12 protein-coding genes are annotated in these 12635 nt (G+C 68.8%); 11 read left to right on the forward strand and 1 reads right to left on the reverse strand.

Annotated elements, in window-relative coordinates:
- Positions 1 to 237 precede the first annotated feature (237 nt).
- Positions 238 to 1554 carry an MFS transporter gene (locus AC1D1W_RS04935; RefSeq protein WP_243178104.1) on the reverse strand — a complete coding sequence of 439 codons (1317 nt, stop codon included), beginning with the start codon at positions 1552 to 1554 and terminating at the stop codon, positions 238 to 240.
- 225 nt (positions 1555 to 1779) lie between these two features.
- Between AC1D1W_RS04935 and AC1D1W_RS04940 the strand changes: the two genes are divergently transcribed.
- The 11 genes from AC1D1W_RS04940 to AC1D1W_RS04990 all read left to right on the forward strand — a co-directional run bounded on the left by AC1D1W_RS04940 (position 1780) and on the right by AC1D1W_RS04990 (position 12584).
- Complete coding sequence (locus AC1D1W_RS04940; RefSeq protein WP_476943101.1) at positions 1780 to 2622, forward strand: IclR family transcriptional regulator; 843 nt, start codon at positions 1780 to 1782, stop codon at positions 2620 to 2622.
- Between the two features lie 172 nt (positions 2623 to 2794).
- Positions 2795 to 3676 (forward strand): shikimate dehydrogenase, encoded by an 882-nt coding sequence (locus AC1D1W_RS04945; protein ID WP_459385915.1) that lies wholly within the window; start codon positions 2795 to 2797, stop codon positions 3674 to 3676.
- Positions 3676 to 5649 (forward strand): bifunctional sugar phosphate isomerase/epimerase/4-hydroxyphenylpyruvate dioxygenase family protein, encoded by a 1974-nt coding sequence (locus AC1D1W_RS04950; protein WP_476943102.1) that lies wholly within the window; start codon positions 3676 to 3678, stop codon positions 5647 to 5649. The genes AC1D1W_RS04945 and AC1D1W_RS04950 overlap by 1 nt, the downstream gene beginning before the upstream one ends.
- Positions 5650 to 5690: 41 nt before the next feature.
- Positions 5691 to 6599: a protocatechuate 3,4-dioxygenase subunit beta gene (gene pcaH, locus AC1D1W_RS04955; protein ID WP_459385913.1), complete on the forward strand. Its 909-nt coding sequence runs from the start codon at positions 5691 to 5693 to the stop codon at positions 6597 to 6599.
- Complete coding sequence (pcaG, locus tag AC1D1W_RS04960) at positions 6592 to 7182, forward strand: protocatechuate 3,4-dioxygenase subunit alpha (protein ID WP_476943103.1); 591 nt, start codon at positions 6592 to 6594, stop codon at positions 7180 to 7182. The genes pcaH and pcaG overlap by 8 nt, the downstream gene beginning before the upstream one ends.
- Positions 7179 to 8708: a lyase family protein gene (locus AC1D1W_RS04965; protein ID WP_243178098.1), complete on the forward strand. Its 1530-nt coding sequence runs from the start codon at positions 7179 to 7181 to the stop codon at positions 8706 to 8708. Before pcaG ends, AC1D1W_RS04965 begins: the two co-directional genes overlap by 4 nt.
- On the forward strand, positions 8701 to 9519 hold the full coding sequence (locus AC1D1W_RS04970; protein ID WP_476943104.1) for an alpha/beta fold hydrolase: 819 nt from the start codon (positions 8701 to 8703) through the stop codon (positions 9517 to 9519). Before AC1D1W_RS04965 ends, AC1D1W_RS04970 begins: the two co-directional genes overlap by 8 nt.
- Positions 9516 to 10001 (forward strand): 4-carboxymuconolactone decarboxylase, encoded by a 486-nt coding sequence (gene pcaC, locus AC1D1W_RS04975; RefSeq protein ID WP_243178096.1) that lies wholly within the window; start codon positions 9516 to 9518, stop codon positions 9999 to 10001. The genes AC1D1W_RS04970 and pcaC overlap by 4 nt, the downstream gene beginning before the upstream one ends.
- Positions 9998 to 11197, forward strand: coding sequence for a thiolase family protein (locus AC1D1W_RS04980; protein ID WP_243178095.1), 1200 nt, complete (start codon positions 9998 to 10000; stop codon positions 11195 to 11197). The genes pcaC and AC1D1W_RS04980 overlap by 4 nt, the downstream gene beginning before the upstream one ends.
- Positions 11198 to 11215: 18 nt before the next feature.
- On the forward strand, positions 11216 to 11875 hold the full coding sequence (locus AC1D1W_RS04985; protein ID WP_229993600.1) for a 3-oxoacid CoA-transferase subunit A: 660 nt from the start codon (positions 11216 to 11218) through the stop codon (positions 11873 to 11875).
- Between the two features lies 1 nt (position 11876).
- Positions 11877 to 12584: a 3-oxoacid CoA-transferase subunit B gene (locus AC1D1W_RS04990; protein WP_230007404.1), complete on the forward strand. Its 708-nt coding sequence runs from the start codon at positions 11877 to 11879 to the stop codon at positions 12582 to 12584.
- The last annotated feature ends 51 nt before the right edge of the window (positions 12585 to 12635 follow it).

Below are 12635 nucleotides of genomic sequence, written 5' to 3' on the forward strand. Positions count from 1 at the left end.
GCCGCGGCCGCGCTCACACTCCCCAGCCGGTCCACCACCGACAAGAACTGGTCCTTCTGCTCCGGCGTGTACTTCCGCCGCCGGGCTGTTTCCTCCGTTAAAAACGACACGGTCGTTGCAACTCCCAAAGTGTTGGGTGTTGCAACGACCGTTAGAACCCGCCGAAGGGACGGGCCGCCGTCGTTAATGCGGAAAAGCGGTGCGGAAGTGCGGTTGAAATCCGCTGTCGGTGCGGGGCTACTGCTGGCCGAGCTGTTTGGTGGGGACCCGGAACGTTTCCTTGGCCGTCAGCGCCGCGACCGTGGCGATCAGGCAGATGATTGCGGTGAAGATGGAGATCTGGACCCAGCCGCCGGGCTGGATGCCGCCCATGGCCGCCACGATCGCCGGGGCGAAGCCGGCCATCAGGAAGCCCAGCTGGGTGCCGATTGCGAGGCCGGAGAAGCGGACGTTGGTGCTGAACATCTCGGCGTAGAAGGAGGGCCAGACCGCGTTGGCCGCAGCGTAGCCGAAGGAGAAGAACGCGATTGCCGTAAGGAACATCAGCGCGACGTTGCCGGATTCGAGGCTCAGCAGGAAGACCGGGGTCAGGGCTGCGCTGGACAGTGCGCCGTAGATGAAGACGGGCTTCCGGCCGATCTTGTCGGCGAGCATGCCGAAGAGCGGCTGGGTGCCCAGTGCCATGAAGTTGGCGCCGACGACGAGCCAGAGGGTGGTGGTGCCGTCCACGCCGGCGACGTTCTTGGCGTAGCTGATGGCCAGGGTGCCGAAGACGGTGGACACGGCGGCGATGAAGGCGCAGGCGATGACACGCAGGACATCGCGCCAGTGGCTCTTGAGGAGGTCCGCGACGGGGAGCTTGGAGATCTGCTTGGTCTTCTGGGCCTCCTCGAACGCCGGCGGCTCGTGCAGGGTGCGGCGGATGAAGAACGCGACCAGCACAACCACGGCGCTGAGCCAGAACGGGATGCGCCAGCCGATCGTGTACTTGATGTCGTCAGGCAGGGCGAGGACCGGGATGAAGACGAGGGCGGCGAGGATCTGGCCGCCCTGGGTGCCGGTCAGGGTCCAGGAGGTGAAGAAGGAGCGGCGGTTGTCCGGGGCGTGCTCGAGCGTCATGGACGAGGCGCCGGCCTGCTCGCCGGCAGCGGAAAAGCCCTGGCAGAGACGCGCCAGCACCAGCAGGACAGGGGCCCACCAGCCGACCGTCTTGAAGTCCGGCAGGCAGCCGATGGCAAAGGTGGAGGCGCCCATCAGCAACAGCGTGAACATGAGGACCTTCCGGCGCCCTATCCTGTCACCGAAGTGGCCGAGGATAACGGCGCCGACCGGGCGGGCAATGTAGGCAAAGCCGAAGGTGGCGAACGACATGATCGCCGCGTTGGTGTCCGCGTCGGGGAAGAAGACATGCGGGAAGATCAGCGCGGCTGCGGAACCGAAGATGAAGAAGTCGTAATACTCGACGGCGCTGCCCAGGAAGCTGGCAAGGGCCGCCTTCTTCGGCGTCCCTCCTGTGGTTATACCCGGCGTCGTGGACGGGACAGTGTGGCTCATGGTGTTCCTTTGGTGTGACGACGTTGTCGCGGATGGATCAGGAAGGTCTCGGCTGCCGCTTGCTTAAGGGTGGTGCAGCCGGAGGTCCGTGGAAAGACCCGGACTAGTAGCCACATGGTGGAAGCTACTTGTGCGATGTAGCAATCATGACTGTGAGCGCAGTCACTTGTCAACAAAAATAATCACCATCTAGAAATAGCTCTCACTATGTGGGAACATCGATGCATGAGTGTGAATCAAAACACAGAAGTTCCCGCCGCTTCCGGGCATCCGGCGGAAGTCCCTTCGAAGCCTGCAAAGGCCGCCAGGGAGGACTCGCGGACGGACATGGTGGGCAAGGCCTTGGGTCTGCTGGTCCTCCTGGGCGACGAGCCGCGGGGTGCCAGCGCCGCGGAGATCTCCCGCCGCGCGGATCTGCCATTCAGCACCACGTACCGCCTGCTCGGCTCCCTGACGCGGGACGGCTTCGTTGACTACGAGCCGGACGGCCGCCGCTACCACCTGGGGCTGAGGGTCTTCCAGCTTGGCCAGCGCGTCTCCAACCACCACGGCTTCGCGGGTACGGCGCTGCCCATCCTGCGGCGCGTGACCGAGGAAACGGGTGAGGCGACGATCCTCTCCGTGCGGGACGGCATCCACCACCTGACGGTGAACAAGGTGGACGGCCCGCAGACGTTCCGGGTCACGAGCGACCCCGGGCATCTCGGGGCACTTCATACCACCTCAGTGGGCAAGGCACTGGTGGCGTTCGCCGACGACGCCACCCGCGCCCAGCTCGTCGAGGAACTGCCCCTGGAGCCGCTGACGGCGCTCTCCATCACGGACCGCGAGGCTTTCCGGGCCGAAATCGAGCAGGTCCGGCGCCAGGGCTTCGCCACCATGGACGAGGAAAACGAACTCGGCATGCGCGCCGTCGCCGTCCCGGTTTTCAACGCCCAGGGGCACGCCTTCGCCTCGCTGGCAACGGCGGTCCCGGTCTTCCGCCTGAGCATGGAGGCCCTCGCGGCCCTCGTGCCGCTGCTGCAGGCGGCGGCCGCCGAGCTGTCGGCCCGGCTGCCCCAGCGGTGACGGCCGACCAGCCTGCGGCCTAAACAAACCGGCGGCGTCATAATATGTTCATCATTCGAACAACAGTGCAACATGTGAACAAAATCTGTAATGTAATCCCTATCACCCGGCCCGCCGCGGACGCCGCAAGCGTCGCCGCCCGCCGAGTGCCGTTGTCAAAGGAGCAAACTGGATGAGCAATCGAGCAGAGTCCTTCCTCGTGGGCCTCGTGGGAGACGGCGTCATGCCCTCCCTCACGCCCTACATGCATGAACGCGAGGGCGACGTGCAGGGCCTCCGGTACCTCTACCGCCCCATCGACCTCACCGAACTCGGCCTGCCCGGCCGGGCCGTGGGGGAGTTGCTCTCCGGCGCCCGGAGCCTCGGGTTCAACGGATTGAACATCACGCACCCCTGCAAGCAGCTCGTGCTCGAGTACCTGGATGAGGTCTCCGCCGACGCCCGGCGCCTGGGCGCCGTCAATACCGTGGTGATCCGCGACGGCCGCTTCATCGGCCACAACACCGACTTCTCCGGCTTCGCCGCGGCGCTGGCCTCCGGGCTCCCCGGCGCCGCCCTGGATCGCGTGGTGCAGCTGGGAGCCGGCGGCGCCGGCTCCGCCGTCGCCTACGCCCTGCTCACCGCGGGGGTCCGCGAGCTGGACCTCGTGGACACCGACGCGGCCCGGTCCGCCGCCCGGGCGGCCGAGCTCGCCGGGTTCTTCCCGGACCGGACCGTCACCGCCCGGACGACGGCGGAGCTCCCGCAGCTCATGCCGCAGGCCGACGGCCTGGTGCACTGCACCCCCGTGGGCATGGCCGCCCATCCGGGGGTTCCGCTGGACATGTCCCTCGTGGAGTCCCGGCACTGGGTGGCCGACATCGTGTACCGGCCGATCGAAACAGAGCTCGTCCGCGAGGCGCGCGCCAAGGGCTGCGAGGTGCTCGACGGCGGCCGGATGGCCGTGGGCCAGGCGGCGGACGCCTTCCGGATCTTCACCGGGCGCCAGGCCGACGCCGACCGCATGCGCTCCCACTTCCTGGAACTTGTGGCCGCGGAAGAGGTGCCCGCCTGATGCGCACCGGGATCGCCACCGTCTGCCTCGCCGGCACCTTGCGGGAAAAAATGCAGGCCTGCGCGGTGGCCGGCTTCGACGGGATCGAGATCTTCGAACAGGACCTCGTGACGTCCCCGCTGAGCCCGGAGGACGTCCGGAAACTGGCCGCCGACCTCGGCCTGAACCTGGATCTCTACCAGCCCTTCCGGGACTTCGACAGCGTTCCCGAGGACCTGCTCGCCGCCAACCTGCGCCGCGCGGACGCCAAGTTCCGGCTCATGTCCCGCCTGGGCATGGACACCATGCTGCTCTGCTCCAACGTCGGCACCGCCACGATCGACGATGACGAGCTCCGCGCCGCACAGCTTTCCCGGCTCGCGGACCTCGCGGGTGACCACGGCGTCAAGGTCGCCTATGAGGCCCTGGCCTGGGGCAAGTACGTGAACGACTACGAGCACGCCCACCGGCTGGTTGGGATGGTGGACCACCCCAACCTGGGCACCTGCCTGGACTCCTTCCACATCCTCTCCCGGGACTGGGGTACCGCGCCGATCGAGGCCTTCGACCCGGAGAAAATCTTCTTCGTCCAGGTCGCCGATGCCCCCAAGCTGTCCATGGACGTGCTGTCCTGGAGCCGGCACTACCGGGTGTTTCCAGGGGAGGGCCAGTTCGAGCTCGCCAAGTTCATGGGCCACGTGGTCCGCGCGGGCTACACGGGACCGGTGTCGCTGGAAGTGTTCAACGACGTCTTCCGCCAGGCCGACGTCGAACGCACCGCCGTCGACGCCATGCGGTCGCTGATCTGGCTCGAAGAGCAGAGCGCCGCCTGGCTCGAGGCAAACCCGGCGAATGCAGCAGGCGGGATGACCAGCGGGGCGGCCGGCCCGGTGTCCGGTGCCCGGCGCCGCTACCCCATGGAGCTGGCCACGCTTCCCCGCGTGGCCGAGCCCGCCGGCTTCAACTTCGCCGAGGTCCGGGCCGGTGACACCGCCGGACTGGAAACCCTGCTGGGCCAGCTGGGGTTTGCGTTCAACGGGCGGCATCGCACGAAGGATGTGCAATTGTGGACCATGGGCCACGCGCGCGTGATCATCAATGAAGAACCGGCAGCCATCGGCACGGCGACCGCTGCCGCCGGTACCGGCCAGCCGGCTCCCGCCGCCCCTGCCATCTCCGCCCTGGGCTTCGACGTCGACTCTCCCGTTATCGCCGCCGCCCGCGCCCAGCAGCTCAAGGCCCCCGCCGTGCCGCGCAAGAGCCAGGCCAACGAGGAAGTCTTCCAGGGCTTCGCCGCGCCGGACTCCACCGAAATCTTCCTCTGCCAGGGCAGCCCGGACGGCACCGCCGCGTGGACCCGGGAATTCGGCGACGGCCTGGACGTCGCCGCGGCGGACCCGGCAGAGCACCCGGCCGCGGTGATCGACCACGTGAACCTCGCGCAGCCGTGGCAGCACTTCGACGAGGCCGTGCTCTTCTACACCAGCGCCCTCGCACTGGAACCGCAGCCGTTCGCCGAGGTGGCCAGCCCCACCGGGCTGGTCCGGTCCCAGGTGATGCTGACGCAGGACCGCGGCGTCCGCCTGGTGCTGAACCTGGCCCCGCTGATCCAGCAGGAAGGGACTGCCGGCACCGGCCACCGCCCCGGCTACCAGGAGCACATCGCCTTCGCCGTGGAAGACCTCGTGGCCACGGCCCGGTCCGCACGGGACCGCGGACTGGACTTCCTGCAGATCCCCGCGAACTACTACGAGGATCTCGACGCCCGGTTCGCTCTGGACCCGGAATTCCTGGCCACGCTCCGTGAGCTCAACCTGCTCTATGACCGCGATGCCGACGGCGAGTTCCTGCACTTCTACACCGCCACCGTGGGCAGCGTGTTCTTCGAAATGGTGGAGCGCCGCGGTGCCTACGACGGCTATGGCGCCCCGAACGCCCCGGTGCGGCACGCCGTCCAGTACGACCACCTGCACCAGCTGCCCCGTACTTCCTGACCCCATCCGAACAACAAACACACCCACGAAAGGAGGCTGCTGTGCCTGAAGAAATCAACCTCGACGTCTTCAACGCCGACCCGATCACCGAGGACGTGTCCGACGAAGCCACGGAGGCCGCACCAAAGACGCATGCGCCCGCTGTCCATGCCTTGGATACTGCCGCGGAGTCGCAGGCGGACCTCAGCGCCGAGATGAAGGCGATCGGCGAAGCGTACGCGCAGGCCCTCAAAGGCGGAGCCCCGGCCGAAACCCAGCCGCGGCTCGACTACGCGCCGTACCGCAGCAGCGTCCTGCGCCACCCCACCAAGGATCTGCACCACGCGGATCCGGAAACCATCGAACTGTACTCGCCGGCGTTCGGGCACATGGACGTGCACGCGCTGGAAGCGGACCTGACCATCGCGCACAACGGCGAGCCGCTCGGCGAACGCATCGTGGTCTCCGGCCGGGTGCTCGACGGCGACGGACGCCCCGTCACCGGCCAGCTCGTCGAAATCTGGCAGGCGAACTCCGCCGGCCGCTACATCCACAAGCGTGACCAGCACCCGGCGCCGCTGGACCCCAACTTCACCGGCGTCGGCCGCTGCATCACGGGCGCGGACGGCTCCTACAGCTTCACCACCATCAAGCCCGGCGCCTACCCGTGGAAGAACCATCTCAATGCCTGGCGCCCGGCCCACATCCACTTCTCCCTGTTCGGGCAGGAGTTCACCCAGCGGATCGTCACCCAGATGTACTTCCCCGGTGACCAGCTGTTCCCGCTGGACCCGATCTACCAGTCGATCGTGGACCAGGATGCCCGTGACCGGCTCGTGGCCACCTACAACCACGAGCAGACCAAGCCTGAATGGGCTCTGGCGTACAACTGGGACATCGTCCTGACCGGGTCCAAGCGGACCTGGACCGAAAACGAGGCATTGGGCGCAGGAGGCGATGAGAATGAATAGCAACGCCGTGGGTAAACTCACCCCGACACCGGGCCAGACCGTGGGGCCGTTCTATGGCTACGCCCTGCCCTTTGCCAAGGACCGCGAGCTCCTGGCTCCCGGATCCCCGGGTTCCATCCGGCTCCAGGGCACCGTCTATGACGGCGCCGGGCACCCGATCCCGGACGCGATCCTGGAAATCTGGCAGGCCGACGCGGACGGCAAGGTCCCGCACCGCACGGGCTCCCTGGTCCGGGACGGCTACACCTTCACCGGCTTCGGCCGCAGCGCTGTCGGCAACACCGGCGTCTTCACCTTCACCACGGTGAACCCCGGCCCCACCGAGGAGGGCGCGGCGCCGTTCATCGCCGTCGCCGTCTTTGCCCGGGGCCTGATGAACCGCCTGTTCACCCGCGTCTACCTGCCGGAGGACGAGGAGGCCCTGGCCAAGGATCCGCTGCTCAGCTCGCTTGACCCGGACCGGCGCCGGACCCTGATCGCACGCCGGGATCCCGACGGCGGACTGAGCTGGGACATCCGCCTCCAGGGCGACGGCGAGACCGTGTTCCTGGATTTCAGCAGCGCCGAGGGTGCCTCCAAGTGACCTTCTTCGAAACGGACGGCGATGCCGGCCTGCTCAGTCCCGTGTCGGCGTCGCCGTTCGTGGCGGCGCTGACCGGGGACCGTGCGGTGCTCGCCGCCATCCTCAAGGTCGAGGCCGCCTGGGCGGCGGTCCTGGACGAGGCCGGCCTGGCCCCGGCCGGGTCCGCCGCGGTGGTGGCCGCCGCCGCGGACGTGCAGCGGTACGACGTCGCGGGCCTCGCCGTCCGGGCGCAAGGCGGCGGCAACCCCGTCATCCCGCTGCTCGCCGACCTCCGGGAGCAGGTCAGGAACCTGGACACCGCCGGACTCGGCGCCGTCCGCGCCGTTCACACCTCCCTGACCAGCCAGGACGTGCTCGACTCGGCCCTGATGGTGCTGGCCGCCGGGGCCATCCGCGAACTGCTCGCGGAGCTCCGGTCGGCAACGGCCGCCCTCGCCGGCCTCGCCGAAACCCACGGGCACACGCTTTGTGTCGCCCGCAGCCTGACCCAGCACTCGCTTCCCTACACCTTCGGGCTGCGGGCCGCGCAATGGTTCAGCGGGCTGGCCGCCGCGGCCGGCCGGCTCGAGGCCCTCGAACTGCCGGTACAGACCGGCGGCGCCGCCGGGACTCTGGCCTCCGGCACTGTACTTATTGACGGCGCTGTACTCACTGCCGGCGCTGGGCCGGCCGCGGGGACACTGTCCCCGTTTGACCTCGCCGACCGGCTGGCCGCCCGCCTGGGTCTCGCTCCCGTTCCTGCCCCCTGGCACACCAACCGGCTGGCCGTAACCTCGCTCGGCGACGCGCTGGCGGCGGTGACTGACGCGGCCGGAAAGGTGGCCGCGGACGTCCTGTTCCTCAGCCGGCCCGAAGTTGCCGAGGTTGCGGAACCGCGCGTCGCGGGGCGCGGCGTGTCCTCGGCCATGCCGCAGAAGCAGAACCCCGTGCTCTCCGTGCTGATCCGCAGCGCCGCCCTGCAGGCCCCGGCACTGGCCGCACAGCTGCATCTCGCGGCCGCCACTTTCAACGACGAACGCCCCGACGGCGCCTGGCACAGCGAATGGGCGGCCCTGCGCCAGCTGCTGCGCCTGGCCCTCGGCGCCGCGGTGCAGCTGCGCGAACTGGCCGAAGGGATGGCGGTCTTCCCCGGCGCGATGCGCCGCAACCTCGAGCTCGGCGGCCCGCTGCTGCTCTCCGAAGCCGTCAGCGCCGCCGTCGCACCGCTTTTGGACGGGACCGTTGTGGACGGGAACGGCGCCGGCCCGGGAGCAGCCCGGACCGGGAAACAGCGGCTCCAGGCCGTCGTGGACGAAACGCTCCTGGCCCCGGCTGCGGAGCAGGCAGACACCTACCGGGCACTGCTCCGCGCCGCTGTCCCGGAGGAGCTGCTCAGCGACGCCCGGCTTGAGGAACTTTTGAACCCGGCCAACTACCTCGGCCAGGCCGTTGAGATCTCCCGCCGCATCCTCGCGGCGTATCCGGAATACACCGGCCACGCCGGCGCCCTCGCCCACCACATCCAGAACGGAGCTTCCCGTGGCTAGACCCACCGTCAAAGCAGTCCTGCTGTCGCCCCAGCGCGAACTCGGCGACAAGCCCCTCCTCATCGTCGGGCCCTCGCTCGGAACATCCTCCCTGCTGTGGAGCCAGGCCGGCACATTGCTGGGCGCCGACGTCGACGTCATCGCCTGGGACCTGCCGGGGCACGGCGTCTCGCCCGCGGCGGAGGAGACCTTCACGGTCGCCGACCTCGCGGATGCCGTGATCGGCCTGGTCGATTCGATCGCCCCGGGCGCGCGCTTCCACTACGCCGGGGTATCCCTCGGCGGCGCCACCGGACTGCAGCTTGGCATCAAGCACGGCGACCGGCTCAAGAGCCTCTCCGTGCAGTGCTCCGGCGCGAAGCTCGGCACTGCCGAGGGCTGGCTGGAACGCGCCGAAACCGTGCGCACGCAGGGCACCCCGGTGATGATCCAGGGGTCCGCGCAGCGCTGGTTCGCGCCGGGCTTTATGGAGAGCCAGCCGGAGCTCAGCAGCCGGCTCCTGCACAGCCTCCGGGACGCCGACCGCTTCAGCTACGCCTTCTGCTGCGAGGCCCTGGCCGGCTTCGACGTGCGGGACCAGCTCGGCACCATCCGCGTCCCCACCCAGGTTATGGCGGGCGCCCTGGACGACGTCGCCCCGCCGTCGATGGCCGGGGAAGTCGCCGCGGGTATCACCTCCGGCGGCGGCACTGCTACGGCCGTCAGCCTGGAGGGCGTGGCACACCTGGCGCCGTTCGAGGCGCCGGGCCACGTCGCCGAGCTGCTCAAGGGCCTCATCACCTGGACCGAGACCCAGGGAGCGGGGGCATGACTCTCTCCGAAACCGGCAGTGCCGAATTCAACGGGCTCGAACGCAACGGTGTGGTCCAGCCCGGCGCGACCAGCCAGGAGATCTATGACGGCGGCATGAAAGTCCGCCGCGAGGTCCTCGGCGCCGCGCACGTGGACCGCGCCAACGCCAACAAGGATTCCTTCACCGAGGACTTCCAGGACATGATCACCAGGATTGCCTGGGGCGGCATCTGGACCCGGCCCGGGATCAGCCGCCAGATGCGCTCAGCCGTCACCCTGACCGCCATGGTGGCCCACGGGCACTGGGAAGAACTGGCCATGCACATCCGCGCCGCCATCACCAACGGCCTGAGCCGGGACGAGATCAAGGAAATCCTGCTCCAGACCGCCATCTACTGCGGGGTCCCCTCCGCCAACACCGCGTTCAAGACCGCCCAGCAGGTCTTCCATTCCATGGACGACGCAGCCATGGACGAAGCAGAAACGGACAAGAACCCATGAATCAGGCATTTATTTATGACGCTGTGAGGACGCCGTTCGGGAAGTTCGGTTCCGGCCTCGCCGGGATCCGCCCGGATGACCTTGCCGCGCACGTGATCCGCGAATCCGTGAAGCGCGCCCCGGCCCTCGACGTGGAGCGGATTGACGAGGTGGTGTTCGGCAACGCGAACGGCGCCGGGGAGGAGAACCGCAACGTCGCCCGGATGGGCACCCTGCTGGCCGGGCTGCCGGTCTCGATTCCGGGCACCACGGTCAACCGGCTCTGCGGGTCCTCGCTGGACGCGGCGATCATCGCCTCCCGCCAGATCAACACCGGCGACGCCGAGCTGATGCTGATCGGCGGCGCCGAATCGATGTCCCGGGCCCCGTGGGTGCTGCCCAAGACCGAGAAGCCCTACCCGGCCGGGGACCTGACCCTGGCCTCCACCACGCTGGGCTGGCGGCTGGTGAACCGGGCCATGCCGGCGGACTGGACCATCTCCCTGGGCGAGGCCACCGAACGGCTGGCGGAGAAGTACGGCGTGACCCGGCAGGCGCAGGACGAGTTCTCCGCCGGATCCCACAATCTCGCCGCCGCGGCCTGGGACGAGGGGTTCTACGACAACCTCGTCGTCCCGGTCCCGGGCACGGACCTGGTCCGCGACGAGGGCATCCGTCCCGGGTCCTCGGCGGAGAAGCTCGCCGGGCTCAAGACCGTGTTCCGGACCGGGAACGGCACCGTCACGGCCGGGAACGCGTCCCCGCTCTCTGACGGCGCGTCCGCGGCGTGGCTGGGCAGTGAAAAGGCCGCCGGGCTCCTGGGTATGGAGCCTGTGGCCCGGATCGCGGGGCGCGGCGCGCACGCCAACGATCCCCAGTACTTCGGCTACGCCCCGGTCGAGGCCGCGAACAAGGCCCTCGCCAAGGCCGGCATCGGCTGGGACCAGGTCGGCGCCGTCGAACTGAACGAGGCGTTCGCCGCGCAGTCCCTGGCCTGCATCAACGCCTGGGGCATCGACGCGTCAATCGTGAACCGGCACGGCGGCGCGATCGCCATGGGCCACCCGCTCGGCGCCTCCGGCGGGCGGATCTTGGGCACCCTGGCCCGGTCCCTGCAGGCCTCCGGGCAGCGCTGGGGCGTCGCCGCGATCTGCATCGGCGTCGGCCAGGGCCTCGCCGTCGTGCTCGAAAACGTAACTTCCCGCGATGCGGCATAGAGGACAGGGCTAAGACAGATGCTGAATTTCATCGACACCGTCGGCGAGGCAGTCGCCGGCATCAAGGATGGTTCCACCGTGATGATCGGCGGCTTCGGCAACGCCGGGCAGCCGTTCGAGCTCATCGACGCGCTGCTGGAGTGCGGCGCCACCGGCCTGACCGTAGTGAACAACAACGCCGGCCAGGGCGATCAGGGCCTGGCCCTGCTGATCAAGGAAGGCCGGGTGAAGAAGATGATCTGCTCCTTCCCGCGGCAGTCCGACTCCTGGCATTTCGACGCCAAGTACCGCGCCGGCGAGGTTGAGCTCGAACTGGTCCCGCAGGGAAACCTCGCCGAGCGGATCCGTGCCGCCGGCGCCGGGATCGGCGGTTTCTTCACGCCCACCGGCTACGGCACCATGCTCGCCGAAGGCAAGGAAACCCGCTTCCTGGACGGCAAGTGGCAGGTGTTCGAGACCCCCATCCACGCCGACGTCGCCCTGATCAAGGCCCTCACGGCGGACGGCAGGGGCAATCTGGTCTACCGTAAAACCGCGCGGAACTTCGGCCCCATCATGGCCGCCGCCGCGAAACACACCATCGCCCAGGTGTCCGGGATCGTCCCGACCGGCGGCCTGGACCCGGAAAACATCGTGACCCCCGGCATCTACGTCAACAGCATTGTGAAGGTGGCCTGAGATGAGCATCCCAACCAATGACCAGAGTCTGCGGACCGGCAACCAGGCTGATCTCCAGACGTCCGGCAAGCCGCTGGGCCGGGACGATCTCGCCCGCCTCGTGGCCCGCGACATCGTCCCCGGATCGTTCGTGAACCTCGGCATCGGCCAGCCCACCCTGGTCTCGAACTACCTCGAGCCGGAGCAGAACATTACGCTCCACACCGAGAACGGCATGCTCGGCATGGGCCCGGAGGCCACCGGGGACCAGATCGACGGCGACCTCATCAACGCAGGGAAGATCCCCGTGACCGAACTGCCGGGGGCGTCCTACTTCCACCACGCTGACTCCTTCGCGATCATGCGCGGCGGACACCTGGACATCTGCGTCCTGGGCGCCTTCCAGGTTTCCGCCACCGGCGACCTCGCCAACTGGCACACCGGGGCCCCGGACGCGATCCCCGCCGTCGGCGGCGCCATGGACCTCGCCACCGGCGCCAAGGACGTCTTCGTCATGATGACGCTCCTGACCCGCGACGGCGTGTCCAAACTCGTGGAGACCTGCACGTACCCGCTCACCGGGATCGGCTGCGTGACCCGCGTCTACACCGACAAGGCCGTCTTCCTGACCGGACCCGACGGCGTCCAGGTGCGGGAGACCTTCGGCTGCACGCTCGAGGAACTCCAGGCCATGGTCCCGATGCCTCTCCGGGCGGCGGACCCAAGCTGACAGGCCTGCGGCCGGACAAGCTGTGGGCACCGCTAAAGTGATGCGGGACCG

This window comes from Arthrobacter sp. P1_B4 (genome assembly GCF_056406555.1).

Bases quoted from the DNA above. Each gene is read 5' to 3' on its own strand.
- AC1D1W_RS04945 (WP_459385915.1), top strand. From the start codon at position 2,795: ATGAGCAATCGAGCAGAGTCCTTCCTCGTGGGCCTCGTGGGAGACGGC.
- AC1D1W_RS04935 (WP_243178104.1), bottom strand. From the start codon at position 1,554: ATGAGCCACACTGTCCCGTCCACGACGCCGGGTATAACCACAGGAGGG.
- AC1D1W_RS04980 (WP_243178095.1), top strand. From the start codon at position 9,998: ATGAATCAGGCATTTATTTATGACGCTGTGAGGACGCCGTTCGGGAAG.
- AC1D1W_RS04950 (WP_476943102.1), top strand. From the start codon at position 3,676: ATGCGCACCGGGATCGCCACCGTCTGCCTCGCCGGCACCTTGCGGGAA.
- pcaC (WP_243178096.1), top strand. From the start codon at position 9,516: ATGACTCTCTCCGAAACCGGCAGTGCCGAATTCAACGGGCTCGAACGC.
- AC1D1W_RS04940 (WP_476943101.1), top strand. From the start codon at position 1,780: ATGAGTGTGAATCAAAACACAGAAGTTCCCGCCGCTTCCGGGCATCCG.
- AC1D1W_RS04985 (WP_229993600.1), top strand. From the start codon at position 11,216: ATGCTGAATTTCATCGACACCGTCGGCGAGGCAGTCGCCGGCATCAAG.
- AC1D1W_RS04990 (WP_230007404.1), top strand. From the start codon at position 11,877: ATGAGCATCCCAACCAATGACCAGAGTCTGCGGACCGGCAACCAGGCT.
- pcaG (WP_476943103.1), top strand. From the start codon at position 6,592: ATGAATAGCAACGCCGTGGGTAAACTCACCCCGACACCGGGCCAGACC.